Genomic DNA, 25,018 nt, shown 5'->3' with positions numbered 1-25,018 from the left:
CCTACAGTTACCCCCAACTCCCGCCGCACCCCGGAGAGGATCAGCAGATGCCCGACGACACCTCCGCAGCGGTGGTCAACGAGTTCGAGGCGGAGTCGTGGCCGCTCGAGGCAGCCGCCGACAGCCTGCACCAGGTGATCGAGGGGTTCCACAACGGTGACACCCGGCCGCTCGTGATCGGCGACGGCGACCAGCCCGTGCTCGTGGTGCTGGCGATCGCCGACTTGGCCGACTTCCGGGCCCGGATCGCCGACCTGCTCGGCAACCCGGTGGACGCCGGCTGGTTGCGGTACTACCTGCGGTCGAACTTCGACATGAGCTCGGAGCGGCTGGTCGAGCTGCTCGGCGTGGACACCGACCACGGGCTGTCGTCGCTGGCCAGCCAGGTGAACGTCGAGCAGGCCGCGACGCTGATGTCCGATCACGTCCGCCGGACCGAAGCCGGCGGGAATCCGCTGATGCTGATCGGCGACGGGACGATGGCGACCGCGGCGCTGCTCTCGTTCCAGGCGTTCCAGGTGCTGCTCGCGATGGAAGGCGACGGCAAGGGCGACGACGACTCCTGCGCGCACGACGACGAGGAGAAGCCGACCACGCCGCTGGAGGTGCTCGCCGAGCGGATCGGACCGGTGTCGACGCAGCTCGTCGCGCAGCTCAACGCTGGACGCGAGCCCGGCCTGCCGCGGTACGAGCTGCACTTCGAGGACGACCTGGTCGAGCACCTGCGCGATCTCGAGGCGCGGGCGCAGAAGGCGCCGGGCGGCGGGGCGTTCGACGAGTTGAACCAGCTGCTGCGTCAGTTCGACCAGATGCGCAGCGGGCTCGTCGAGGCCGAGGCGGACGAGGAGCTCGACGAAGCGCCGTACCTGGAAGCGACCGATCTGAAGGCGGCGCTGCCGCAGATCCGGGACACCTTCCGCGACGGCGCCGACGACCCGTACCTGATCGGCCTGGACGGGCGGCCGTGCGCGGGGCTGATCTCCTACGACCTGTACGAGGAGCTGCAGCGGGTGTCGGTCGAGCTGGACGGTACCGACGAGGCGCCGGTGCTGCCGCTGCCCGAGCCGCGCTGGGAGAACGGGCCACGGCTGCTGCCGTTCGAGATCGCGCTCGAGATGTGTGAAGCCGTGATCGAGGACATCACCAACGGCGAGGCGTCGATGCTGTTCATCGCCGACGAGGACAACGAACCCGAGCTCGTCCTGGCTCCGCTGGTCTGGCTCTGGGCGTACGTCGACCACCTCGACCTCGAGGGCGCCGACGTCTGATTTCGAGCCCGGTCGAAATGAAGCTGCCGGGTGTCACAGTGGAGCTGTGAAGTTCCCACTCGTTGCCGCCACCTGCCTACTGCTGGCCGGCTGCTCGTCGGGTGGGACCGACCAGGTCGTCGTCACCGTCGACCAACCTGTGACGCTGGCCGACCAACCGGTCCAGGTGAAGGTCAGCGGCCTGCGTCCGCACAAGGCTGTGACGGTCGGGGCCGATGCGGTGGATCAGGACGGGAAGAAGTGGCACGGCAAGGCGACCTTCACCGCTGACGACGACGGAACGGTCGAACTCGACACCGCCAAGCCGGCCGGCGGGACTTACGACGGCGTCGACGGGATGGGGCTGTTCTGGTCGATGGATCCGCCAGCGGGCAACCCGGACGAGCAGTCGTACCTTCCGCCGTTCGACAACGGCCGACCCGTCGAGAAGCTGGAGATCTCCGCGAGCCGCGACGGCAAGCGTCTCGCGAGTACGACGGTGACGCGGCAGTGGATGGCGTCCGGGGTGACGGCCACGCCGCTCACCATGGCGAAGGACAAGCTCACCGGCGTGTACGTCGCCCCGAAGGCCGACGGCTCCGAACATCCGTCCGTGCTGTACTTCGGCGGCTCCGAAGGCGGTGTACCGCCGATGTCGATCCCGTACCTGCTGGCGTCACACGGCTACCCGGTTCTGACGGTCGCCTACTTCCATGCGCCGGGGGTGCCGGAGGACCTGCGCAACATCCCGGTCGAGTACTTCGCGACGGCGGCTCGTTGGCTGGACCAACAACCGGGAGTCGATCCGGCGCACGTCGTCGTCATGAGCGCGTCGTACGGCACCGAGGCGGCGCTGCTGGTGGCGGACCATTTCCCGGCACTCGTTCACGGCGCAGTGCTGTTCGCACCGGGCGCGTCGGGGATGCGCTCGTACCCTCATCCGGGCGCCGCGGCGTGGACCTATCAAGGGCGGCCAGTAGGGCTCGATCCGATCCCGGTCAACGGCATGAACGGACCGGTCCTCGCGGTCGCCGGATCCGCCGACGCTGCATGGGCCTCGCAACAGGCCGCCGAGCTGATCATGCTGGAGCTCGACGACGCGCACAGCAAGTTCCCGCACGAGGCGGTGGTCGTCACCGGCGCCGGGCATGGCGTCGGCGGTGCGCCGTACCTCCCGCGCGGCACCAAGATCAACCACCCGATCGTCGGTCCGTACACCCTCGGAGGCAGTCGCCCCGCCAACGAGTCCGCCCTCCGCCAGGGCTGGACGAAGACTCTCGCGTTGCTGAAGTCGCTCAGCTGATCGGGAAGAGAGGCTGCCACTCCGACAGCGTGGCGATCTCGTAGACGTCGGCAGGGGTGTAAGGGTCCTTGGCGAGGATGTCGCGGAGCTCGGCCTCGTCGGCGACGTCGTAGATGAGGAGCGCGCCGGTCTGGTCCGGGAACGGGCCGGCGGTGACGAGCTTGCCGGCTTCCTTGAGCTCGGTGAGGTAGTCGCGGTGGGCCGGACGGACCGCGAGACGACGGTCGGTGTCGGCGACATCGAAGCGCAACTGCACGACATAAAGGGCCATGCCGAAACCCTACAACGGCCAAGGAAACAAAGGGATTTGGTGCGGGAAAGGGAGTCACGAGCCGCCACAGCGGCTGGTTCAGGTCAGACCCGAAAGTCGACGAGTGATCTCCCTTCCCGCCCGGTTATTCTCACCAGTCCACGACCCACTACGCAAGGGGTTGGTTAAGAGAAATTCCTACAGACAGTTGATTCAGATAACGCTTCGTGATCGAGCCCCCGGTCGCCTCGATGAGAGCGCCGATACAGTCGTACAGTCCGTCACGCCGCTCGATTGTCAAGGCCCGGTGACCCGAGTACGACGACAAAAGTTCGAGGTATTCCGCCGTCGAATAGTCCAGATCGCGGACAAAACTGCGAGACTCGACCGACCCGAAAACCCCGGACCGTCCAAGCCCCGCCGAATCCTCCGGCACGTTGTCCGCCGCGGGGAGTCCACCTTTGGCCTGGTCGTCGGTGAATCGCTCGTAACAGTCCTCTACGTCGACGAAGAACTGCTCGCTTCCACCGGCGACATGGTGCGTCGACACCACCGCCAACGCACCACCCGGCCGCAACACCTCCACACACCGTCCGATCCGCGTCGCGGGATCGAGCCAATGGAACGCGGTCGCGGAGATGACCAGATCGAACGCCCCTATCGGTAGGTCCCAGGTGTCGAAGTCCGCGACGAGCACGTCGATCATCGGGAACTTCCGCCGCAGGACATCCGCAAGCCCAGGACTGAGTTCGACCGCGGTGACCGGCCAGCCGCGAGCCACCATCGCGGCGGTCGCCTGGCCGGTCCCCGGGCCGATCTCCAGCACCTTCGGATGCTCACCGACCAGGCCCGCGAGCTCGTCGAACAACTCGGGCGGATAGGTCGGCCGGACGCGGTCGTACAGCTCGGCGTCTTCTCCGAAGGTCTGGCGGAGCTGCTGTCTACTCACCCGCCAATGCTGCCCGGCCGGCTTCCAGCCGCGCCACCGGAATACGGAACGGCGAGCAGGACACGTAGTCGAGACCGGCGTCGTGGAAGAAGTGGATGCTGTCCGGGTCGCCGCCGTGCTCGCCGCAGATGCCGAGCTTGAGGTCGGGCTTGGTCGCGCGACCGCGATCCACCCCGGTCCGCACCAGCGCGCCGACGCCCTCACGGTCGATCGACTCGAACGGCGACACCGCGAAGATGCCCTTCTCCAGGTACCGCGAGAAGAACGAGCCCTCGACGTCGTCGCGGCTGAAGCCCCACGTGGTCTGGGTCAGGTCGTTGGTGCCGAACGAGAAGAAGTCGGCGGCCTCCGCGATCTGGTCCGCGATCACCGCGGCCCGCGGCAGCTCGATCATCGTGCCGATCGGGATCGTCCGGTCGACGCCGACCTCGGCCAGCACACCTTCCACCTCGTCGCGCGCCAGGTGCAGCTCCTGGACGGCGCCGACCAGCGGGATCATGATCTCCGGCCGCGGATCCTTGCCCTGGGCCCGCAGTTCCACCGCGGCCGCCGCGATCGCCCGCACCTGCATGGCGAACAGACCGGGGATCACGAGCCCGAGCCGGACCCCGCGCAAGCCGAGCATCGGGTTCTGCTCGTGCAACCGCTGGACCGCCACCAGCAGCTTGGCGTCGCGTCCCGGGTCCTCGCCGCGTTCGCGCGCGATCGCCACCTTCACCGCGAGCTCCTCCATCGACGGCAGGAACTCGTGCAGCGGCGGGTCGATCAGCCGGATCGTCACCGGCAGCCCGTCCATCGCGGCCAGCAACTCCAGGAAGTCCCCACGCTGCAAGGGCTCCAGCTCGGCCAGAGCTGCTTCACGATCCGCATCGTTGTCGGCGAGGATCAACCGCTCGACGGACTCCCGCCGCTCCCCCAGGAACATGTGCTCGGTCCGGCACAGCCCGATCCCCTCGGCCCCGAAGCGCCGCGCCCGCGCCGCGTCGTCGGCGGTGTCCGCATTCGTCCGTACGCCGAGTCGCCGTACCTCGTCCGCGTGCGTCATCAAGCGGTGCACGGATGCGACCAGTTCATCGCCGGCGTTCGGCGCGAGCGTGCCCTCGAAGTACTGCACGACAGGCGACGGGACGACCGGGACCTCACCGCGGAACACCTCGCCGGTGGTACCGTCGATCGAGATCAGTTCGCCGGCCTCGAGCACCGTGCCGTTGACCTTGATGGTGCCCTGGGCAACGTTGATGTCGAGCTCGTCGGCGCCGCAGACACAGGTCTTGCCCATGCCGCGGGCAACCACGGCCGCGTGCGAGGTCTTGCCGCCGCGGCTGGTCAGGACGCCCTGGCCCGCGATCATGCCGTGCAGGTCGTCCGGGTTCGTCTCGCGCCGGACCAGGATCACCTTCTCACCGCGATCGGCGGCCTCGACCGCGGCGGCCGAAGTGAACACGACCTTGCCGGACGCCGCACCCGGCGAGGCACCGATCGCCTTGGTGATCAGGTCTGTCGCCGCATCCGCGTCGAACCGCGGGAACATCAGCTGCGCCAGCTGCGCGCCCTTCACCCGGCGCAGCGCCTCGTCGGTGTCGATCACACCCTCGTCGATCAGGCTGGTCGCGATCCGGAACGCCGCCGCCGCGGTCCGCTTGCCGACCCGGGTCTGCAACATCCACAGTTTGCCCCGCTCGACGGTGAACTCGATGTCGCACAGATCGCGGTAATGCCCTTCGAGCTTGGCCATGATCGCCATCAGGTCGTCGTACGACGTCTTGTCGAGCTGCTCGAGGTCCGCGAGCGGGACCGTGTTACGGATGCCCGCGACCACGTCCTCGCCCTGCGCGTTCTGCAGGTAGTCGCCGTACACGCCGGGGTGGCCGGTCGAGGGATCACGGGTGAAGGCGACGCCGGTGCCGGAGTCCATGCCGAGGTTGCCGAAGACCATCGAGCAGATGTTGACCGCCGTGCCGAGGCCGGTCGGGATCCGCTCCTGGCGGCGGTAGAGGATCGCGCGGTCGGAGTTCCACGACCGGAAGACGGCCTCGGTCGCCAGGTCCAGCTGGGTCCGCGGGTCCTGCGGGAACTCGCGGCCGGTGTGGTCGTGGACGGCCTGCTTGAACGTCTCGACCAGCGCCTTCAGGTCGCCGGCGTCCAGGTCGAGGTCGTTGTGGGTGTCCTTGGCCTGCTTGGCCGCCTCGATCGCGTCCTCGAAGACGTCGCCCTCCATGCCGAGGACGGTCTTGCCGAACATCTGGATCAGGCGCCGGTACGCGTCCCAGGCGAACCGCGGGTTGCCGGACTGGTGGGCGAGGCCGTTCACCGAGTCGTCGTTGAGGCCGACGTTGAGAACTGTCTCCATCATGCCGGGCATCGACACGGCGGCGCCGGAGCGGACCGAGACCAGCAGCGGGTCGTCGGCCTGGCCGAGCTTCTTGCCCATCCGCTGCTGCAGCAGATCGACGTGCTTGTCGATCTCGTCGGCCAGGTCGGCCGGCACCGCACCGGTCTCGAGGTACGCCCGGCACGCGTCGGCGGTGATGGTGAAGCCGGGTGGTACCGGCAGGCCGAGATTGGTCATCTCGGCCAGGTTCGCCCCCTTGCCGCCGAGCAGCTGTTTCATGTCCTTGTTGCCTTCGGCGAAGTCGTAGACAAGTTTCGGCACGGTCACTCCCTGGGTTGCAGGCGGGTGTTTGCAGGCGCGGGTAGATGGCCCGCTGGCCCGTCGACTCCGGCGGCGGGGGCGTGCTTTCAGAGTAAGCCTAAAAACCAGTCCAGTTGAACACTGGTCTCACGATGCTGACGTGACCCTCCCCACAGGTCGAAGGCCGGAAAACCCTTCCCTGGTTGACAACGCGAGACAATCAGCCTGTTCACCCGGGAACGCCGCCGACGTGACGATCCCGACGTTTCGTCAGGTGCCGGACCGGGCAGCGGGGTACATTCGGCGGGTGCGCATCGTCTCCCTGCTCCCGTCCGCGACCGAGATCTGCTTCGCACTCGGCGGCGGGGACGACGTGGTCGGCGTGACCTTCGAGTGCGATTACCCGAAAGCCGCGCGCACCCGGCGGATCGTGTCGACGACGGCGTTGCCTGCTGGTTTGACGCCGGGTGAGATCGACGCCGTCGTACGGCGGAAGGTCGCGGCCGGGGAGGACCTCTACCACCTGGACGCCGGCGCACTACGCGAGCTCGAGCCCGATGTGGTGATCACCCAGGACCTGTGCGCGGTGTGCGCGATCGAGGTGGCAGACGTCGACGAGGCGCTCGAGTACCTCGGGTGCCGGGCGGAGGTGGTGAGCACCGATCCGCACGACCTCGACGAGGTGGTCGCGTCGATCGACACGATCGGGAAGGCCATCGGCCGCGACAGCACGCCCCTCGTCGACGACCTGCGCCGCCGGCTCCGGCGCTTCGCCGGGGTGGATCGCGCCCGGCCGCGGGTCGCGTTGCTCGAGTGGACGGAGCCGCCGTTCGCGCCGGGGCATTGGTTGCCGGAGATGGTGACCTTGGCGGGCGGGACGAACGTGCTCGGTGCAGCAGGCCAACGATCGACAGCGATCACCTGGGAGGAGGTCGCGGCCGCGCAGCCTGAGGTGATCGTGTCGGCGCCGTGCGGGTTCGAGCTGGAGGGTGCCGCGAAGCTGACCGCAGAGTTGCTGCCGCAGCTGCCCGCGGACGTCCCGGTGTGGGCCGTGGATGCGAACGGGTACTTCGCGCGCCCGGGGCCCCGCCTGGTGGATGGGATCGAAGTGCTGGCTGCCATCCTCCAGGGCGAGACCCCGGACCACGCGATCAGGTTGCGTTAGAGCTTGCGGCGCGTCCTCAGGTAATCGCCGACGACGGCGGCGCCGAGGCCGTCGGGGTCGGGCGCGAGGACCCGGCCGCCGCTGCGCCGGGCGAGCAGGTCGACGAACGCGTTCAGTCGCGGGTCGTCGCCGAGGCGGAAGACAGTCAGCGTGGCGCCGAGCTTGGCCAGCCGGTCGACCTCGAAGATCGTCTTGCGGAGGGTGGCCGGCTCGGGCGGGTACGAGAACTCGGCCATGCCGTCGGGCTCCAGGTGGGCGGTCGGCTCGCCGTCGGTCACCATCAGGACGACCGGCTGGGCGTCCGGGTGGCGACGCAAGTGGCGTCCGGCGAGGAGCAGCGCGTGATGCGCATTGGTGCCCTGCTCCCAGGTGCCTTCCATCCCGATCAACTGCGGCAGCTCCACCACACCGGCGTACCGCCCGAAGGTGATCAGCTGGAGTGCGTCGTTGCGGTAGCGGGTCGAGATGAGTTGGTGCAGCGCGAGCGCCGTACGCTTCATCGGCAGCCAGCGGCCCTCCTGGACCATCGACCACGACGTGTCGACCAGCAAGGCGACCGCGGCACGAGCGCGATGCTCGGTCTCCGCGATCTCCACGTCAGCCACATCGAGCTTGACCCCACCGCGACCGGTATGCGCAGTTCGCAGTACGGCGTTGCGCACCGTCCGCGGCACGTCCCACGGCTGGGTGTCGCCGAACTCCCACCGACGCGACGATCCACTCAACTCACCGGCCGCGCCGGCGTTCGCGGCATCCCGCTCACCCGATCCGCGGGCGGCCCGCAGTACGTCGGCCAAGGCGGTCTGACCGAGTTGCCGCAACGCCTTCGGTGACAACTGCAGCGAACCGTCCGGCGCCCGCTCGATCAGACCCTGATCACGCAGCTGTCGCTCCAGCTCGCTCAGCCGACGGGCGTCGACCGTTGCCTCGTCACCCAACTGGCGGGTGAGCGCGTCGAGGTCGATGTCCTCGAGCCGTGCGCCCGGATACGACTGGGCCAGCTGCTCGGCCAGCGCGTCCAGCTCGGCGAGATCGGACATCGCCCGCGCGCCCTCGGCAAGACCGAGCGGATCCTCACCACTCATCTGCTCCGACCCGTACCAGTCCTCTCCCGGCCGCAGCGACTGCAGCTGAGCATCCAGCTGGGACAACTGCTGCGCGAGTTGCGGACTGCCGAAGGCCTGCTGCGACAACTCCATCAGCTCGGCCCGTTGCTCGGGCGTCATCGAGTTCATCATCCGTTGCGCCGCGGCAGCGCGCTGCGCGAGGACGTCGATCAGCTCCTCCACGTTGCGCGGATTCTCCGGGAAGAACTCGCCGTGCTGGGCCATGAACTCCTCGAACAGCTCCGGCACCTCCGGCCGGCCCTGCGCGTGCGCCGCGAGCAACGCGTTGAGGTCGGTCAGCATCTCGTTGATCGCCTCGACGTCCTCGGGCGTGGTCTGCTGCAGTGCCTCCTTCATGCCCTCGAACCGCGACCCGAGCAGTTCGCGCCCGAGCAGTTCGCGGATCTCCTCGTACTTCTGCCGCGCGTCCGACGACTGCCAGTCGTAGTTCGCCAGCTCCCGTACAGCGGCCGCCGTGCCGAACGGGAGCGCGTCGAGCTGAGCCTCCCGGAACCGGGCGTCGTCGGACGGATTCGGGAACAGCTCGTGCCGCTCCGCTTCCAGGGCCTCGTTCAGCAACCGCTGGACGTCCCGCAGGGTGCCGTCGAGGTTGTGCCGGCGCTCGATCTCGCGGCGGCGCTCCCACAACCGGCGACTCAGGTCGTCCAGGCCCTGGGTGTTGCGGGTGCCGCGCCGGAGCAGTTCCTCCAGCGCGGACCGCGGCGACGACCCGTTCATCACGTCGCGGCCGATCTCGTCCAGCGCGTCCCGCAGATCCGCGGGCGCCTTGAGCGGATCGGGCCCGTCGTGCCACGGCCCGTAGGACCAGCCTTCCGGTATGGACGACATGATCAGGCTCCGTAGACCGTGGTGTCTTCGTCGGCGTCCTTGGCCACGCGTTTGGACAGGTAGAGCATCTCCAGGGCGAGCTCGATGGCGGCCGCGATCCGGCCGGACGAGTCGTCCGGCTCGACCCCTGCCCGGGCCGCGACGTCGTGCAGGACGGGCAGCTCGGGCAACGCGGCCAGCACGTCCCGGCCGGGCACCCGCTCACCGGTCGTCACAAGGTTGCCGTTGGCAACAGCATGGGCGAGCGGGGTGAGGTCGAGACCGGCGAACCGCTCCCGCGCGGTGTCGGCCACCGACCGGCGCAGCAGGTACTCGAGCAGCTCGATCTCGCGCCCTTCCTCACCGGGCTCGAACTCGAGCTTGCCCCGCAGTACCGCGGGCACCGCCTCAAGGTCGACCGGCCGCGCAACGGCCGGCTCCTCGCCGGTGATCGCGCTCCGGCGCAACGCGGCGGCGGCGATCGTCTCGGCCGCGGCGACCGCGAACCGGGCCGAAACACCCGACCGCTGGTCGATCGAGGTCGACTCCCGCAGATGCCGGACGAACCGCGCCAGCACCTCCAGCAGCGGCTCGCCGACCTCGGCGGTGAACTCGGCCTCCTGCCGGATCACGTCCACCTCGGCGTCGATGTCGAGCGGGTAATGGGTCCGGACCTCGGCCCCGAACCGGTCCTTCAGCGGCGTGATGATCCGGCCGCGGTTGGTGTAGTCCTCGGGGTTGGCAGTTGCCACCAGCAACACGTCGAGCGGCAGCCGGAGCGTGTACCCGCGGACCTGGATGTCGCGCTCCTCCATCACGTTCAGCAACGCGACCTGGATGCGCTCGGCGAGGTCGGGCAGCTCGTTGATCGCGACGATGCCGCGGTGCGACCGCGGGACCAGCCCGAAGTGAATGGTTTCGGGGTCGCCGAGACTGCGGCCCTCGGCAACCTTCACCGGGTCCACGTCACCGATCAGGTCACCCACCGACGTGTCGGGGGTCGCCAGCTTCTCTGCGTACCGGAGGCTGCGGTGCAGCCAGGCCACCGGCAGGTCGTCGCCGAGCTCGGCGGCGCGCCGGATCGAGGCAGGGGTGATCGGGTCGAGCGGGTGCTCGGGCAGCTCCGCGCCCTCGATCACCGGGGTCCACTCGTCGAGCAGCCCGACCAGCGTGCGCAGCAGCCGGGTCTTGCCCTGACCGCGCTCACCGAGCAGTACGACGTCGTGCCCGGCGAGCAGCGCGCGCTCGAGCTGCGGAATCACCGTGCGGGTGAATCCGACGATGCCGGGCCAGGGATCACGCCCGGCCCGGAGCTGTTCCAGCAGGTTGTCACGGATTTCGGCCTTGATCGACCGGGGAAGGTATCCGGCGGCCCGGAGGTCACCAGCCTTACGGGGAAGTTCAGCGGGTGCACTAGTCACATGTGAGACGTTAGCTCGGTCACGCCAGCGACGCCCGCGGTATTTCAGACCCTGGGCGTGACCCGGCCCGAGGTGAACAGGTGCGTCGGCGTGACGGTCACCGGGACCCAGGGGTGATCCGGCGAGTACCGGATGACGAAATGGTCCCCATCCAGCGGCTCGGTTGGGACCATCTCGTACTCGTGCACGGGCTCCTCGGCGAATGCCAGCCGGTCCCCCGTGGCCTGCATGATCAGCGCCAGGCCTTCATCCCGCCGTACGACGTCGAGCCGCACGCTGGCGCGCTCGTACCGACCGACCTGCCGGTCGTCGACCGGGCCTTCGGCGGGCTGCGGCGAGTCCGGATGACCGACGCCGACGAACTCCGTGAACACCTCGGTGGCCAGGGGCTCGAACAGTCTGGTGCCGTTGCCGGAGTTCGTCAGTAGGCACATGATCAACCGGGCTTCCGGATCGATCCGGAGAAAGGCTGTCTGCGAGATCGTCGAGCCGTCGTGGCCGAGGATCCGGCGCCCGCCCCAGTCGTAGATCCGCCAGGTCAGACCGAGGTCGACGAACCCGCCGATCCCGCCGGCGAACGGCACCTGCGGCTCCTGCATCGCCGCATAGGCGTCGTCGATCAGATGCATCCGGGCGAACTCGAGCAGGTCGCCGGCACTGGCCGTGACCAGACCGGCCGGGCCGAGGCTCCGGGGCAACTGCCACGTCACGACCGGTGTGCCGTCCTCGGACGTGTGACCGCGGGCGGCCCGGTACAGGATCGCCTCCTCGGGCAGGGTGACCGTGTGGGCCAGGCCGAGCGGGCCGACCAGTCGCGCCCGCAGCGACTCGTCCCAGGTCCGGCCGTCGAGGACCTCGATCAGCCGGCCGAGCACGACGAATCCCGCGTTGCAGTAGGAGTACGCCGTACCCGGGTCGAAGAGCTGGTCGACGTCGGCCAGCAGGGCGACGTACCGCTGGAGGCAGTCGTCGCCGCGGCCGGTATCGGTGAATACGTCCCCGTCGATGCCGCTGGTGTGGTTGAGCAGGTGACGGACGGTGATGCGCGGGTCAATAGGTGCCTCAGGCAACAGCTTGACCACGGGGTCGTCCAGCCGCAGCCGGTCCTCGGCGGCGAGCTGGACGATCATCGTCGCGGTCCACGGCTTGCTGATCGACCCGATCTGGAAGAGCGAGTCGGCGGTGGTCTCCACCCCGGTCGCGGTGTTCAGCACGCCGTACGGCGTGATCGTGGTCGCACCGTCGTGCCAGATGCCGAGCACCGCTCCGGGCACCTCGGCCGCCGTCGCCAACTCGTTCAACCGCGCAGACCAGTCAGGCATGCGCCAAACCTACTTCGTGAACCCCTCCAGCGCCGCGCGAATATCGGTCCAGGCGGCCGACTCCTCCAGGCCCTGCTCGAGCAGGATCTTCGTCGCGATGCCGGCCTGGTCGCGATAGAACGCCAGCAGGAGATGCTCGGTGCCGACGTAGTTGTGGCCGAGGGTGAGCGCCTCGCCGACGGCGCCCTGGAGGACGTGGGCCGCGCGCCGGGTGAACGGCGGATTCTCGCCGTCGAGGCTCTTCGGTTCCGCCGACGGCTCGGCCGCCGGACTCTCGACGTCGACGGCCCGGAGGACCGATTCCTCGGTGATGCCGTGCTGGACGAGGACCTTGGCCGCGACCGCTCCGGGCTCCTTGTACATCCCGAGCAGGAGGTGCTCGGTGCCGACGAAGTCGTGGTTGCGTGCACCCGCGATGTCGGCGGCGGCCTGCACCACCGAGCGCGCCCGCTGGGTGTACCGCTCGAACGCCGGCCGGGCCGTCCAGGAGTCGGCGAACCGCTTGTGAGCGGCCTGCTTGCTGACGCCGAGCACCCCGCTGATCTCGACCCACGACTTCCCCGCACCGCGGGCGCGGTCGACGAAGAACCCGAGCGCGGCGTCGCCGGTGCCGGTCAGTTCGCTGATCGTCGCCGCCGCGGTCGCGAGCTGCTCGAGCTCGTCGTCGCTGCCGGCGTCGGTCTTGATGGTGTTGATGAGCTGCTGCAGATCAGGTCCGGGAGTCATGCGTCAACTCTAGGTTGACGACCTCGTCGCGTCAACCCTGGGTTGACGTTAGCAGCGATGGCGGACGAAGTCGGTCAACGACCATCCCGTCCGCCCGTCCGGCAGCCGCACATGCACCCAGGTATCGCCGTCCCGCGGCGCGATCGGCGTCAACCGATCGCCGTGATAGACCGTCGCCACCACGGTCCGGCTCCGCGGCGCGTCCCGAACCGTCGCGTCCTGCGCGCAAACAGTCAGCTGGTCGTCGTCGGACTGGTGACCGCGAACGGCGAACGCCGTACCGGCAACTGCAAGCACAGCGACACCCGCGACCCCGGCCACCAGCAGCCGGCGGCTACCACGGTGGCCCCTCGCCTCGCCCGCTCGGAGTGCGGCGGCGAAGTCGGCGGCTGTTCGGTAGCGCTGCAGCTCGTCCTTCGCCATCGCCCGGCGGATCACCTCGTCGTACGCCGGGACGCCGTACGTAGGCGGTGGGAGCATCGCGACGGCGTACGCGAGCTCGGGGAGCGTGCGGCGTTCGTACGGGCGCTTGCCGGTGAGGAGGCTGTAGAGCGTGCCACCGAGGGCGTACACGTCCGTCGCCGGCGACACCGGATCGCCGCGCCACTGCTCCGGCGCCATGTACGCCACGGTGCCCGCCATCGACCCGAGTGATGGGCCGGCGGGCGCACCGGTGTGGAGCCAGGCCGCGTCACCGCTCAGGTCCAGACCGGTCGTCGATTCCAGTGAGGCGAGCTGACGGGCGACGCCGAAGTCCGCGACCGTCGGGCGGTCGCCGTTCAGGATGATGTTGGCCGGCTTGAGGTCGCGATGGATGACGCCCGCCCGATGCATCGCGTCAACGGCATCGGCCACCTCGGCGATCAACTCGACAGCCCGCTCCACCGGCACCGGGCCTTCGTCGTCGAGCAGATGCTGGAGATCCGGACCGCTGAGCCGATCCATCACGAGCCACGCAAGGTCGCGTTCGCCCCCGACCTCGTGCACCCGGACAACCCCGGGATGCACCACGGCCGCCGCCATCCGCACCTCCCGGCGCAACCGCTCGCGGTACTGCGGATCGACCAGCTCGGGATGCACCACCTTGACCGCGACGGACCGCTCGTCGGACAGCCGATTCGCCGCGTACACCACTCCGGTCGCGCCCGCACCCAGCGGCTCCGCCAACCGGTACCCCGGTACCTCGACGATCACGGCTCGCACATTAACTGGCACTGTCCGCTTCCGGAAGGGAATCCGCTGCCAGTTCGACCAGGGTTTCCAGCTGTGCCAACTCGGCCACGACCTTGCGACGGAACCGCCGCAGGTTGCCGGGATCGTCACCGCTCGCGCGCAATGGCGACAGCAGTTGCCGGACCGCGCGGCCGAGCCGATCGTCCGCGGCGTCGTCGACCACCGGCAGCAGTTCGCGAGCCTCGGCCAACGCCTGGCTGAGCAGCTTCAACCGGATCGGCTCCTCCAGCAGCAGTGCCGCGACCCGGAGCATTCGCCGTCCGGCCTTCAACGCGAGCTCCGAGCTGATCGGCTGCGCCGGTGCATCGCGCTGCTCGCGGACCACATCGATCCAGGGCTCGATCGTCGTACCGCGCCAGATCGGCCCGGACGACAGCTCGCCGTCCGGGTCCGGCAGGCCGTGACTACGGCGGCGGCGCCAGGCCGTGACGAGCTGCCGATTCAGGCCGAGCGCCTCGGCGATCTCGGCGATCCCGTAGTACGGCCTCCGCTCCCTCACCGGGTCACTGTATCCACTGATGACAGGTCTTGCCATCTCTGACGACACGTCCTACCGTCATCACGGATGACAACTCAATGGAGGTTCTGATGACACGGAAACCCGCCCTCCTCCTGACCGCGGTCGCCGTCACCGGCGCCGCGCTGGCCGCCGGTACTCCCGCGGCCGTCGCGGTCGAGCCGCCCGAGCACGCGATCATCGTGTGCCAGGACGCGACCATGTACGAGAACTACGACTTCTCGATCCCGGGTCCGGTGCACCCGCTGCGGACGCTGACCTACGGCGACAAGGTCGGCCACACCCGCGGCAAGCACCCGGTCTACAACGGCTGGGCCTCGATCCAGGACTTCGGCCCGAACGACTGGGGCTTCGTCCGGATCGAGTGCCTCGGCGGCTGGGGGTCCTGGTGATGAAGCGACTCGCTCTTGCCGGTGCGCTGGTCGTCGCAGGCGCCGTACTCACGACACTCCCCGCCAACGCCGCGAACGGTCACGTCGGTGTCCGCGAGACCGTCTGCGCCCAGGACCTCGAACTGCGCGTCGCGCCGGGCGGCGCCCGGATGGGCACGCTGCACAAGCCGCAGACCTTCCTGGTCAAGGAGATCCACGGCGAGTGGGCCTGGGGGTTCGCGTACGGCGACATCAACCATGACGGCTGGGTCCAGGACGGATGGTTCTGCTGATGCGACGACTGCTCGCGGCGGTCTGTGGAGTTGTGCTCGGCGTGGTGGCGTTCGCCCAGCCGGCTCACGCCGTCAACCAGTACACGACCATCGGCAACGTCCAGAAGCCGGCGGCCTGCAACAACCACGGGGTGATGCCGGCCGGCGGTTGGCTCGCGAACAAGTCGTGCGGCTACGTCATGGGAACGGCGATCGCGGGGACGAAGTTCGACGTACACACGACGACAGCGAACAACTTCCACTTCGGTCGCTGGCGGGCCGTGGACGGGTCGAACTTCTGCGCGTTCCTGGTCCCGGGCGCGCTCGACACCTCGCACTCGACGTCGGTCCCGGCCAGCTGCAGCGACGACACGAGTGAGCGGCTGTCCCACCGCCGGACCTTCGGCCGGGACTTCGACGCCGCGCCACACACCGGGAACGGGGCGATCATCGTCAGCATCAACCCGTCGGCGTGCACCGGCTACTACAACTACTTCACCGACAGCACGTACGCCACCGGCAGCCTCCACGACCCGGTCGGCTTCGCCCTACCGGCCACCGGCGGCTACCGCTACTCCACCAACGACCTCGGCGCCTCGATGATCCGCGTCGACGCCCTCGGCGAAACCATCTGGCTGTTCGTCGCCCACAGCTGCATCGCCTCCCAGCTCCCCGGCAACCTGAACAACGAGAACGACTGAGGTGTGTGTACCGACGAACGGGTAGTAGTCGCTCCCGAGGCCTCCCGAAGGCCCGCGGTAGGCGGGCGATCGGGCCGGAATGCCGACCACTACCCGTTCTTCGGTACGTTCCACCCATGCAATCTCTGCCCGATGTGATCAGGCCCGGCCTACGGGTACTGTTCTGTGGGATCAATCCCGGGTTGATGTCGGCGCAGACCGGGCATCACTTCGCACGGCCGGGGAATCGCTTCTGGCCGGCGCTTCATCAGAGCGGATTCACTCCAAGGCAGCTCAAGCCCGCCGAGCAGGAGGAGTTGCTCAGCTACCGCCTCGGGATCACCAACGTGGTGAGCCGTCCGTCGGCGCAGGCGGCCGAGCTGACCCGGGCCGAGCTCGTGGCCGGCGGCGAGCAGCTCGTGGCGAAGGTACTCACGGCACAGCCTGAGTGGCTCGCCGTCCTCGGAGTCACCGCGTACCGCGACGCCTTCGGAGAACGCAAGGCGGCCATCGGCAAGCAGGACCGCACCATCGGCACCACCCGCGTCTGGGTGCTCCCGAACCCGAGCGGCCTGAACGCTCACTACACGTTGCCGAAGCTCGCCGCTGCGTTCGGGGAGCTCGAGCGGGTCAGTTGACCGGATGTTCGGCAGGATGGAGGTATGCGAGCTTCCGACCTGCTGCGGGCGATCGACCAGCTTTCGTACGGTGACCGGCTGCGGCGGGTGGCGCTCGAAGGGCGACGGTTGCGCGGGACGGCCGAGCTCGGCCGGCTCCTCGACGACCTAGGGCGGGGTACACCGTACGAGCGGACTCTCGGCGCGACCATCGCGCAGGTCGCCGTCGAGACCGGTCACGTGACGCGCCTGCTGAATGACCCGATGCCGGCGGTGCAGCATCGCGCGCTCGCGGCGGTCGGCAGGGGTGTCGCGGTCTCCGACGACGACCTGCGGATCCTGTACGACGACGCGCCCGCCGTACTGCGCACCAAGCTCCTGCAGATCATCCGCAAGACCGGCAGGTCCGCACTCGCCGCACGCCTCATCGATGACCACCGCGAACGCTGGGGCGACCGCGCCGCCGCGGGCCTGCTCGCCGGCGCTGACGGCGAGACCGTCGAGCGTCTGCTGTCCGAGCTCGCCTACATCCTCGGTCCCGGCGAGTGGGAGCGCCTCGGATCGCGGCACCCGAAGGTCGTCCTCGCGTACGCACACAGCACGCTGCCGTCCGGGCCGGATCGCGACGAGTGGTGGCAGGGCACGGCGTACGGCGTGGCCGGGACGCTCGAGCACGACCCCGCACAGGTCGCCGCGCTACTGACAACCGCGCTGCCACCGGATCAGTTGCCTTCAGCAATCATCTCGGTCCTCGGGCGGCTGATGGACGCCGACCCGGCAGCGGTACTGCGGATGTTGCTGGCCCCGGAGCGGGCCTGGTCGTTGCCCAATGCCCTCACTCCCGCCGTACGCCGGCGGCTGTACCGCTACTCCGACGACGACCTGATCGCGCTCGGCCGACTCTCGTGGCCCATCCTGCCCAGCCTCCTCGGCGACCTGCCGCCGTCCCGGCGCGCAGCGGTGTTCGACGGCATCACCAGCATCCTCGACCTCGGGCAGGTCGTGCTGTCCACCGAAGTCCTCGCACTGCTCCCCCGCCGGCTGCGCTTCGAGCAGGCCCGGCGGATGCTCACCGTCGCAGCGGTTGCCGAGAGCAATCATCTGCGCTGGCAGATCACCGCGTTCCTGCCGTACGACGAGGCGTTCGCGCTGCTCGAGCCGGAGATCACCCAGCCGGACGCCGATGATCGTGGAAGGGTGTACCGGGCGATCGTCGAGTCGGCCGGACATTCGCGACAACCCGCTGACGTCGAGGCTGCGGTCTCGTGGGCGACGCGGTCCCGGAACGATCGAGACACCGTGCGCCAGGCCGTCCTGCGAGCGGTCAGCAAACTTCCGCCCTCGACGATGAGCGGCGCCCTGACGGGCTCGCTCGAGACCTTGCTGTCGGACGCCCTGGACGCGCGGGACACCAGTTGGGGCACCCAGCAAGCGCTCAACACCCTCGCGATCACCGCCGTGCAGGAAGGTGCCCGACGCAACGATCCGGCGCTGGTCGAGTGGGGTCTGCAGGCGCACGGGCGGCTGACGGAGAACCAGGGCTCGATCGCGCTGTACAGGCTGATCGAGGGGCTGCCGCGCGGGCGCGAGACGGCGGTGTACGACGTACTGCGGAGGTACGTCGACGACGGGGTGGCGCGGAAGGAGTTCCGGCTCACGTTCGCGATCTCGCGCGCGTTCGACGAGCGCGGCTGGTCGAACGCGCACCTGCAGGCCGCACTCGAGCAGGCAGTCTGGTCGAACCAGGAGTACACCGTCGCCGAGGCGACCGAGCTGTGGCTGTGGCCGTCGAAGACGCGCGGCGAGCGGGTCGAGCGGATCATCACGCGCGATGCCGGAATGGCGCGCTGGGATCCCGTCTGGCAGGCGGTGACCGAAGTACGGACGGACCTGCTGGACGCCGTACTCGCGCATCCCGGCCGGATCCGCCGGTTCGACCGGAATCACCCGGCGTGGCAGGTCTCGGACCGCGCGATCCGCCGCTGGTTGCCCCGCCAGCAGGAGCGGTACGCCGAACTCGTCGCCGGCGCGGCCGATGACGAGCGGATGCCGGACTGGGCACGCGCGAACGCGGTCTCGATGCTGGGCCACGTCCCGCATGCCGGCCGCGCCGCGCTCGAGCCGTTCCTGACCCATGAATCCGTGTTGTTGCAGGAGGCGGCGCTCGGCGCGTTGGCGTGGACGGAAGCGCCGCAGGAGGCATTACCGGTGTTGCTTGCGCATGCCGGTGACGACCGCGCCCGGGTCGCGATCTATGCGGCGACGCGGGCCGCCCTCTTCGTACGGCCGAGCCGATTGCCCGGCCTGCTGCACCCGGTGCTGGTCGGCGAGGGCGTGAAGATCACCTCCCGCAAGGAGGCGGCCCGCCTGCTCGGCAAGCTGCGCGCGCCCGGCGCCAGTGCTGTCCTCGCCGACGCGTGGGCCTCGGCGCATCGTGATGTGAAGGCAGCAATCGCCAGCGCGGCATCGCAGTACCTGCTGCATGAGCCTGCCAGCTGGGCGTTGCTGCAGCAGGCTGTGCACGACAGCGCGGCGACGGCGACAGTCCTTACCCAACGCCCGGCGTACGGGATGGCGTCGAAGTACCGCGCCCGGTACGCCGATCTGCTGGTGGCGGTCACGAACCGGCCGGAACCCGAGGTGGTCCGGAGCGCGGTGCGTTCGCTGCCGCGGTGGGCGCGGTGGAATCCCGCGGTCGCGCCGATCTGCGTGGACTTCATCGCCGATCTCTCCACCCCGACGGTCTGGAACGACGCGATCACGGCATTGGTCGCCATCGATCCTGAGTTGTCACGGGACGAGGTCGTCAGGGCGGCACGCCTGCTGGTCCGGCTCGAGGCCGATCCTCGGCTCCCTGACGCGCTGGCTGATCGCGATCATCCGGCCGGGCAGCGGCTCGAGGTGCTCGTCAAGCGGCTGAGCCAGGCGTTCCACGCACGGCCGGATCGGCAGATCCTCAAGACGGTCGCCGCGGAGCTCGACAGCCCGGATCTGCTGTGGCTGCGATTGGAGCTCCTCGTCGATTCGGTCGACTGGCACAACCTCGAGACCGAACTCCGTACCCTCGTCGATGCAGTCGAGGGACGTCCGTTGGCGGCGTACTACGCGTCGTCCCGGCTCGGCGGGCGGCTCAGCATGCTCACGTCGCACTGGACGCCGGAACTGCTCGAGGAGCCGGCGCGCACCATGCTCCGCGGCGAGAAGCTGATGTCAGGCCTCGTTGCTCGCTCGCTGATCGGTGCGGCCGGACAGCGCACCGGTTGGGCGCCGGCCTGGCGCGAGTTGCTGGTCGAGTTGCGTAACCATCCGCATCCTGACGTACGGCACGAAGCCCTGAACCTGAAGACCGCGACCGAGGTCTAGGACTCCTTCTCGGCGGCTTCGCGGGCTCGTTTGCGGCGTTTGCCCTCGTGCATCGCGATCACTCGGGCGATCGGGATCGCGCGACCTTCTTCCAGGAGGCCCTCGGGAAGGTCTTGTGGTGCGGGCAGCTGGTCGGCCCACGGGTCGTTGTCACCGAGGAGGGCGGGCGCGGTCCGGACGGTGAAGTCGCGCGGGGTCACGCTCTCGATGTCGTCCCAGCCCACCGGGTACGAGACCGTCGTACCGGGCCGGACCCGCGGGCTGTACGCCGCCACGATCGTCGCCCCGCCGGAACGGGTCGAGTCGACGAACACCTTCCCGTGCCGGTCCTCCTTGATGTACGCCGTTGTCGCGACCGACGGATCGATCTTCTCGGCGCGCGCGGCGATCGCGCGGGTCGCGGCCGCGGCGTCCTCGATCGACACCGTGTCGACAATCGGCACGATCACGTGCACGCCCTTCGCACCACTCGTCTTGACCGCGCCGGACAGCCCGGAGTCGGTCAGCGCCTGGCGTACGAGCAGCGCCGCCTGAACCGCCATCGTGAACGTCTCTCCTTCCGGCGGGTCGAGGTCGAGCACCAGGTGCGTGACGCGGTCCCAGCGGTCGGCGCGCATCAGCGTCGGGTGGTACTCGACCGCGCGCTGGTTGGCGAACCACAGCAGCGTCCGCCGGTCGTCGCACAACGCGTACGACACCTCGCGCTTCGACGCCTCCGCCCAGACCGGCACGGTCTTCACCCAGTCCGGGGTGTACTTCGGAACGTTCTTCTGCATGAACTTGGGCTGTCCCGGACGGATCCGGATCACCGACAGCGGCCGCTCCCGCAGCTCCGGCAGGATCCGCTCGTGCACCGCGTCCAGGTAGTCGACCAGGTCCCGCTTGGTCGCCTCCGCCCCGTCGAACAACGGCTGATCCAGGTTGGTCAGGTCAACGCCGTCCCGCGTCTCATCCGGCTTGCTCGCCATCCCCAGAGCTTAGAAGGCTTTCGCCGCCGGCGGGGATGTTTGATCGCTCGGGGCTTGGCGGACGGGCGCGGGTCAGGTGGGGGTGAGGATGGTGAGGAGGGCTTGGAGCACCAGCTCTTCCTCGCCGGGTTGGAGGGTTTGGGGGTTGAGGGCGATTGCGTCATCGGGGAGGCCGAAGGTGCCGACGGCGATCCTCGGGTCGCCGTCCCACAGCTGCTTGATCACCTCGTCGCGGGTGCCGGGGAGTCTGAGTACTGCGCGGCTGTGGGGCTGGCCGGCCTCGCTTGGGTAGCCGCGTTCGACGACCACTCCTGGGATTGTCTGCAGCCCCGTGATCCAATTGTCGACAATCCTCTCGTAGCCGGCCAGCAGCTCTTCCTCGTCCTGCTGCAGCGTCCACTCGACCGCGGCAAGCAGGCCCATCAGCTCCTCCTTGCCCACCTTCATCCCCCGCCCGATCTCGTGGTTGGGCGAAGAGTGCTTGCGGATCCGGTCGACCAGCCACGTCTTCCCCAGCACCAGCCCGCTCGCCTGCGGACCGCGCAGCCCCTTCCCACCGCTGACGATCACCGCGTCGGCGCCGACATCCCTCGTGAATCGCCAAAGCGACGAGACCGGCGGGATCTGAGCCGCGGCATCCACGATCACCGGCACCCGCGGAACGGCTTCCCGCGCGACCCGGACCACCTCCTCGATCGGCAGAGCGCCAGCCGCGTAGTGCGCGCCGGCCATCCAGAGCACGCAGGCCGGCCGGCGTACGAGTGCTGCCTGCAGATCTTCGACGGACGGGCCGATCTCGTGGATGCGGACGCCGAGGAAGCGTGCCGAGTAGTCGTAGCCGTTGCGTTGGCTCGCGAACATCACGACCTCGGCCTCGGTCGGGAAGGCCTGCGACTCAGTCGTGATGCAGGAGGCGATCGTGAGCGTGATGGCGGCTGCCGCGCCGGAGGTCACGTACGCGGACTCGTTGTGGGTCAGTTCAGCGAGCCGCTCACCGACGCGCAGCTGCAGCTCGGGAAGGTCGACGAAGCGGGTGGCGGCGTCGGCCATCGCCTGGACGACCGGCGGTGGCATCAGCGAGCCGCCGAGGAACGTGACCGTGGCGTTGGCGTTGATGACCGGGCGCACCCCCAGCGGCCCCGTCATGCGATGAACTTCGACATTGCGGGTACTCCGAATCGCTCCGCCAGCCACGCGTCGAGGAAGTCGTTGTCGGTGCCGTCCAGGTGCGTGACGTTGTAGACCTCAGCATCCGGTACGGCGGAGATCAGCGGCCCACACCAGTCTTCATTGTCGATTGCAAACAATGTCCGACCGGTGACTGCAGGCGCGTGCCGCAGCGGGTCGAAGTACGACAGCGTGGTCGCCAGCGTCTCGGTGGAGGAGCCTGCTCGCAGGTGATCGTTGAGCTCCTCCAACGGATACATGGACGATCTGAGCCGCGCCTCCATCGCTCGGTAGAACAGCAGGTCCGTCACCCGCACCGCACTGAACCCGGGCCGCCGCGCAGCCGTCAGCACGGCCAGATCGTCTCCGGTCACCGCGACTCGCTCCGGATCGACCTCGTCCAGCCCTCGCAGGAACTCCGCCGCCCGCAGACAGTCCGCCGCGATCCCCCGATAGATGTACGTCGCGGGATCGTCGATGCCCATTGTCAACAATCCTGGGTACGCCGCCGCGAACCCTTCGTCCGCGAGCCGCTGACCGCGGTGCATGAGGCTCAGGACGACGTACCGGCTGCGGTCGTTCGGATGCGGGATGTTGTTGACGCTGCCGTAGCGCGGGGTGATGAGCAGCGCGGGGAACGGCCCGTCGCCGGTCGGGATGCTGAGGTTCCCGTACACGCGGTACGGACCCGTGCTGGTGATCCGCAGCGTGTAGAACGTTGCTTCCTCGGTCGTCCGCGCCGGCAGGAGATCGAGCACCGGCCGGCCCGGGATCGCCGCCAGCTCGTCGTCGACGGCGGACCAGTAGCTGTCGAAGTTCATGAGTTCACCGTTCCCGGGGTGAGGTGCTCGGCCAGGAAGTCCTCGACGACCTGCATCACATCCGGCAGGCCGGCGTGATGCGCGCAGTGTGGATAGGTACGCAGCGTGGTCTCACACGTCAGCGCGCGCTGCAGCGCGAACCCGGTCTCCGGCGGGCACACGTCGTCCTCGAGTCCGACGTACAGCAAGGTCGGCGCCTGGACCTTCGGCGCGAAGTTCAGCCCGTCGTAGTACGCGACCGTTTCGCGCACCCGGTCCACGTCCTTCGGATGGATCCGCAGGTACTCGTTGATCTCTTCGTACGGGTACGACCGGGTCAGCGTCGGCGCGGTCATGATCCCGCAGAGGTACGGCGCACCCGCCGCCACGCACCGGATCACGTCGGGCAGCAGCGCGGCTGTGGTGATCCCCAACCCACCGCCCTGACTCGACCCCTGTAATCCGATCCGCAGATTGTCGACATCTGGACGATCCAGCAACACTTCCACCGCACGGACGACATCCAGATAGAACCCGCGATAGCCGTAGGTGTTGTGGTCGACGATGTTGTGCGTCAGCAGCCCCGGGTAGCCGGGGTTGAAGGTGTCGTTCGACCGCAGCTTGCCGCGGGGCGCGACCGCGAGCGCGGCGTACCCGAGCTCGGACCACTCCTTCGGGATGGTCGGCTCCGAGATGTAGCCGGGGATCGTGACGAGGGCGGGCAGTGGCCCGGGGCGGTCGCGCGGGACGGTGTACCAGCCGGCGATCCGCAGACCGCCGTAGCTCGTGTAGCGCAGATCGTAGACAATCACCCTGTCCGTGGACAGGGTCGGCATCTCGGTGAGCACGGGGTCCAGCGGGTACGACGCACAGTCGGCCAGACCGGCCGCCCAGAAGTCGTCGAAGTCGTCGGGCAGTTCGACCTCGACGGTGGAGTTCTCGGGGTCTCTCAAGAGCGTTCCTCTCGATTCGGGGCGTGGAGTGCGGTGCCGTCGGACGCGGTGAACAGGTGCAGGCGGTTCGGGTTGAGGCCGACGTACACCGTGCTGTCGTGGCCGAGGCCGAACGGGGTCGGGACGCGGGCCTTGATCAGTTCGCCCTCGACCCGGACGGTGACGAGGACGTCGGGGCCGAGCGGTTCGGAGACGAACACCTTCCCGGGGTGGTGGCCGTCGACCGGGGTGGTGGACAGGGTGATGTCTTCGGGGCGGATGCCCAGGACGACCCGGCGGTCGGCCGGCGCGCCGCCGGACGGCGCGCTCGGCTGCTCGTTCGGGCGCGTGCCGGTGAGGGCGAGCCTGATCGCGGAGCTGCGGAACGTCCGGATGCCGTCGACGTCGGACAGGTCGCCGGTGATGAAGTTCATCGGGGGTGAACCCATGAACGACGCGACGAAACGGTTCGCGGGCCGCTCGTAGATCTCCTCCGGCGTCGCGCACTGCTGGATGACGCCGTCGCGCATGACCGCGATCCGGTCCGACATCGTCATCGCCTCGACCTGGTCGTGCGTCACGTAGATGAACGTCCGCGCGACATCCACGTGCAGGCGTTTGATCTCCGCCCGCATCAGCACCCGCAGTTGGGCATCGAGGTTGGAGAGCGGCTCGTCGAGCAGGTACGCGCCGGCGTCGCGGACGATCGCCCGGCCGAGCGCAACTCGTTGCCGCTGGCCACCGGACAGCTCCCGTGGCTTGCGATCGAGCAGGTCCTCGATGTCCAGCGTCCGCGCCGCCTGCAGCACCTGCTCGGCGATCGTTGCCTTGGGCACCCGCATCATCTTCAGCGCGAACCCGATGTTCTGCCGGACCGTCTTGTGCGGGTAGAGCGCGTAGCTCTGGAACACCATCGACACGTCGCGCTTGTTGGCCGGCAGCCAGCTCACCGGCTTGCCGTCGAAGAAGATGTGTCCCTCGGTCGCGCGTTCCAGGCCGCAGATCATTCGTAGGGTTGTCGACTTTCCACAACCCGACGGTCCGACCAGGGTGAGGAACTCCTGGTCCTCGACGGTCAGGTTGAGGTCGTTCACCGCGGTCTTGCCGCCGAACGACTTGGTGATGCCTTCGAGTCGAACCTCTGCCATC

The 25,018-nt window shown here is 68.9% G+C and carries 22 protein-coding genes; 8 read left to right on the top strand and 14 right to left on the bottom strand.

All coding sequences use genetic code 11. The annotated features are described in order from the left end of the window. Positions 1-47: 47 nt before the first annotated feature. Both OHA18_RS28400 and OHA18_RS28395 read left to right on the top strand, forming a co-directional pair. Positions 48-1,268 carry a hypothetical protein gene (locus OHA18_RS28400; RefSeq protein WP_328998373.1) on the top strand — a complete coding sequence of 407 codons (1,221 nt, stop codon included), beginning with the start codon at positions 48-50 and terminating at the stop codon, positions 1,266-1,268. A 46-nt stretch (positions 1,269-1,314) separates the two neighbouring features. Then, positions 1,315-2,550 carry an acyl-CoA thioesterase/bile acid-CoA:amino acid N-acyltransferase family protein gene (locus OHA18_RS28395; protein WP_328998372.1) on the top strand — a complete coding sequence of 412 codons (1,236 nt, stop codon included), beginning with the start codon at positions 1,315-1,317 and terminating at the stop codon, positions 2,548-2,550. On the opposite strand, the gene OHA18_RS28390 is transcribed toward OHA18_RS28395, so the two are convergent. From OHA18_RS28390 to ppdK, 3 genes are all read right to left on the bottom strand, one after another. Next, positions 2,543-2,821 (bottom strand): YciI family protein, encoded by a 279-nt coding sequence (locus OHA18_RS28390; protein WP_328998371.1) that lies wholly within the window; start codon positions 2,819-2,821, stop codon positions 2,543-2,545. The genes OHA18_RS28395 and OHA18_RS28390 overlap by 8 nt on opposite strands. A 148-nt stretch (positions 2,822-2,969) precedes the next feature. Beyond that, complete coding sequence (locus tag OHA18_RS28385) at positions 2,970-3,749, bottom strand: class I SAM-dependent methyltransferase (RefSeq protein WP_328998370.1); 780 nt, start codon at positions 3,747-3,749, stop codon at positions 2,970-2,972. Next, on the bottom strand, positions 3,742-6,402 hold the full coding sequence (gene ppdK / locus OHA18_RS28380; RefSeq protein WP_328998369.1) for a pyruvate, phosphate dikinase: 2,661 nt from the start codon (positions 6,400-6,402) through the stop codon (positions 3,742-3,744). Before ppdK ends, OHA18_RS28385 begins: the two co-directional genes overlap by 8 nt. A 286-nt stretch (positions 6,403-6,688) precedes the next feature. Between ppdK and OHA18_RS28375 the strand changes: the two genes are divergently transcribed. Next, positions 6,689-7,546 carry a cobalamin-binding protein gene (locus OHA18_RS28375; protein ID WP_328998368.1) on the top strand — a complete coding sequence of 286 codons (858 nt, stop codon included), beginning with the start codon at positions 6,689-6,691 and terminating at the stop codon, positions 7,544-7,546. On the opposite strand, the gene OHA18_RS28370 is transcribed toward OHA18_RS28375, so the two are convergent. From OHA18_RS28370 to OHA18_RS28345, 6 genes are read right to left on the bottom strand one after another with little or no spacing between them, the layout of a single operon-like run. Continuing rightward, entirely contained in the window at positions 7,543-9,501 is a 1,959-nt protein-coding gene (locus OHA18_RS28370) for a vWA domain-containing protein (protein WP_328998367.1), read from the bottom strand. The genes OHA18_RS28375 and OHA18_RS28370 overlap by 4 nt on opposite strands. Positions 9,502-9,503: 2 nt before the next feature. After that, complete coding sequence (locus tag OHA18_RS28365) at positions 9,504-10,901, bottom strand: sigma 54-interacting transcriptional regulator (RefSeq protein WP_328998366.1); 1,398 nt, start codon at positions 10,899-10,901, stop codon at positions 9,504-9,506. Positions 10,902-10,945: 44 nt separating this feature from the next. Then, the gene (locus tag OHA18_RS28360; protein WP_328998365.1) at positions 10,946-12,223 is read right to left on the bottom strand and encodes a serine hydrolase domain-containing protein; all 1,278 of its coding nucleotides are present in this window, start codon (positions 12,221-12,223) and stop codon (positions 10,946-10,948) included. Positions 12,224-12,232: 9 nt separating this feature from the next. Continuing rightward, on the bottom strand, positions 12,233-12,949 hold the full coding sequence (locus OHA18_RS28355; protein ID WP_328998364.1) for a Clp protease N-terminal domain-containing protein: 717 nt from the start codon (positions 12,947-12,949) through the stop codon (positions 12,233-12,235). Between the two features lie 48 nt (positions 12,950-12,997). Continuing rightward, positions 12,998-14,143 (bottom strand): serine/threonine protein kinase, encoded by a 1,146-nt coding sequence (locus OHA18_RS28350; protein ID WP_328998363.1) that lies wholly within the window; start codon positions 14,141-14,143, stop codon positions 12,998-13,000. Positions 14,144-14,153: 10 nt separating this feature from the next. After that, entirely contained in the window at positions 14,154-14,681 is a 528-nt protein-coding gene (locus tag OHA18_RS28345; protein WP_328998362.1) for a hypothetical protein, read from the bottom strand. Positions 14,682-14,770: 89 nt separating this feature from the next. Between OHA18_RS28345 and OHA18_RS28340 the strand changes: the two genes are divergently transcribed. The 5 genes from OHA18_RS28340 (at position 14,771) to OHA18_RS28320 (ending at position 20,002) form a co-directional block, all read left to right on the top strand. After that, the gene (locus tag OHA18_RS28340; RefSeq protein ID WP_328998361.1) at positions 14,771-15,091 is read left to right on the top strand and encodes a hypothetical protein; all 321 of its coding nucleotides are present in this window, start codon (positions 14,771-14,773) and stop codon (positions 15,089-15,091) included. Then, positions 15,091-15,363 carry a hypothetical protein gene (locus OHA18_RS28335; protein ID WP_328998360.1) on the top strand — a complete coding sequence of 91 codons (273 nt, stop codon included), beginning with the start codon at positions 15,091-15,093 and terminating at the stop codon, positions 15,361-15,363. Before OHA18_RS28340 ends, OHA18_RS28335 begins: the two co-directional genes overlap by 1 nt. Beyond that, positions 15,363-16,043 carry a hypothetical protein gene (locus tag OHA18_RS28330; RefSeq protein ID WP_328998359.1) on the top strand — a complete coding sequence of 227 codons (681 nt, stop codon included), beginning with the start codon at positions 15,363-15,365 and terminating at the stop codon, positions 16,041-16,043. The genes OHA18_RS28335 and OHA18_RS28330 overlap by 1 nt, the downstream gene beginning before the upstream one ends. Before the next feature lie 116 nt (positions 16,044-16,159). After that, positions 16,160-16,660 carry a G/U mismatch-specific DNA glycosylase gene (gene mug, locus OHA18_RS28325; protein WP_328998358.1) on the top strand — a complete coding sequence of 167 codons (501 nt, stop codon included), beginning with the start codon at positions 16,160-16,162 and terminating at the stop codon, positions 16,658-16,660. A 24-nt stretch (positions 16,661-16,684) separates the two neighbouring features. Continuing rightward, on the top strand, positions 16,685-20,002 hold the full coding sequence (locus OHA18_RS28320) for a HEAT repeat domain-containing protein (protein ID WP_328998357.1): 3,318 nt from the start codon (positions 16,685-16,687) through the stop codon (positions 20,000-20,002). On the opposite strand, the gene ligD is transcribed toward OHA18_RS28320, so the two are convergent. The 5 genes from ligD to OHA18_RS28295 all read right to left on the bottom strand — a co-directional run bounded on the left by ligD (position 19,999) and on the right by OHA18_RS28295 (position 25,017). Then, a complete protein-coding gene (gene ligD / locus OHA18_RS28315; RefSeq protein WP_328998356.1) occupies positions 19,999-20,970 on the bottom strand; it encodes a non-homologous end-joining DNA ligase in 972 nt (323 codons plus the stop codon). The two genes, OHA18_RS28320 and ligD, sit on opposite strands and share 4 nt — an antisense overlap. A gap of 72 nt (positions 20,971-21,042) precedes the next feature. Further along, positions 21,043-22,116 carry a hypothetical protein gene (locus OHA18_RS28310; protein ID WP_328998355.1) on the bottom strand — a complete coding sequence of 358 codons (1,074 nt, stop codon included), beginning with the start codon at positions 22,114-22,116 and terminating at the stop codon, positions 21,043-21,045. Next, entirely contained in the window at positions 22,113-22,958 is an 846-nt protein-coding gene (locus OHA18_RS28305) for an acetylxylan esterase (protein ID WP_328998354.1), read from the bottom strand. The genes OHA18_RS28310 and OHA18_RS28305 overlap by 4 nt, the downstream gene beginning before the upstream one ends. Further along, positions 22,955-23,890: an acetylxylan esterase gene (locus OHA18_RS28300; protein ID WP_328998353.1), complete on the bottom strand. Its 936-nt coding sequence runs from the start codon at positions 23,888-23,890 to the stop codon at positions 22,955-22,957. Before OHA18_RS28300 ends, OHA18_RS28305 begins: the two co-directional genes overlap by 4 nt. Continuing rightward, positions 23,887-25,017 carry an ABC transporter ATP-binding protein gene (locus tag OHA18_RS28295; RefSeq protein ID WP_328998352.1) on the bottom strand — a complete coding sequence of 377 codons (1,131 nt, stop codon included), beginning with the start codon at positions 25,015-25,017 and terminating at the stop codon, positions 23,887-23,889. The genes OHA18_RS28300 and OHA18_RS28295 overlap by 4 nt, the downstream gene beginning before the upstream one ends. Position 25,018: the final 1 nt, after the last annotated feature.

It is taken from the genome of Kribbella sp. NBC_00709, assembly GCF_036226565.1.
Classification (GTDB): domain Bacteria; phylum Actinomycetota; class Actinomycetes; order Propionibacteriales; family Kribbellaceae; genus Kribbella.
Note: the sequence above shows the minus strand (reverse complement) of the source record. Positions and strands in the feature narration are given on the sequence as shown.

Bases quoted from the DNA above. Each gene is read 5' to 3' on its own strand.
- OHA18_RS28355 (WP_328998364.1), bottom strand. From the start codon at position 12,949: ATGACTCCCGGACCTGATCTGCAGCAGCTCATCAACACCATCAAGACC.
- OHA18_RS28400 (WP_328998373.1), top strand. From the start codon at position 48: ATGCCCGACGACACCTCCGCAGCGGTGGTCAACGAGTTCGAGGCGGAG.
- OHA18_RS28370 (WP_328998367.1), bottom strand. From the start codon at position 9,501: ATGTCGTCCATACCGGAAGGCTGGTCCTACGGGCCGTGGCACGACGGG.
- OHA18_RS28360 (WP_328998365.1), bottom strand. From the start codon at position 12,223: ATGCCTGACTGGTCTGCGCGGTTGAACGAGTTGGCGACGGCGGCCGAG.
- mug (WP_328998358.1), top strand. From the start codon at position 16,160: ATGCAATCTCTGCCCGATGTGATCAGGCCCGGCCTACGGGTACTGTTC.
- OHA18_RS28295 (WP_328998352.1), bottom strand. From the start codon at position 25,017: ATGGCAGAGGTTCGACTCGAAGGCATCACCAAGTCGTTCGGCGGCAAG.
- OHA18_RS28320 (WP_328998357.1), top strand. From the start codon at position 16,685: ATGCGAGCTTCCGACCTGCTGCGGGCGATCGACCAGCTTTCGTACGGT.
- OHA18_RS28335 (WP_328998360.1), top strand. From the start codon at position 15,091: ATGAAGCGACTCGCTCTTGCCGGTGCGCTGGTCGTCGCAGGCGCCGTA.
- OHA18_RS28340 (WP_328998361.1), top strand. From the start codon at position 14,771: ATGACACGGAAACCCGCCCTCCTCCTGACCGCGGTCGCCGTCACCGGC.
- OHA18_RS28310 (WP_328998355.1), bottom strand. From the start codon at position 22,116: ATGACGGGGCCGCTGGGGGTGCGCCCGGTCATCAACGCCAACGCCACG.
- ligD (WP_328998356.1), bottom strand. From the start codon at position 20,970: ATGGCGAGCAAGCCGGATGAGACGCGGGACGGCGTTGACCTGACCAAC.
- OHA18_RS28330 (WP_328998359.1), top strand. From the start codon at position 15,363: ATGCGACGACTGCTCGCGGCGGTCTGTGGAGTTGTGCTCGGCGTGGTG.
- OHA18_RS28390 (WP_328998371.1), bottom strand. From the start codon at position 2,821: ATGGCCCTTTATGTCGTGCAGTTGCGCTTCGATGTCGCCGACACCGAC.
- OHA18_RS28305 (WP_328998354.1), bottom strand. From the start codon at position 22,958: ATGAACTTCGACAGCTACTGGTCCGCCGTCGACGACGAGCTGGCGGCG.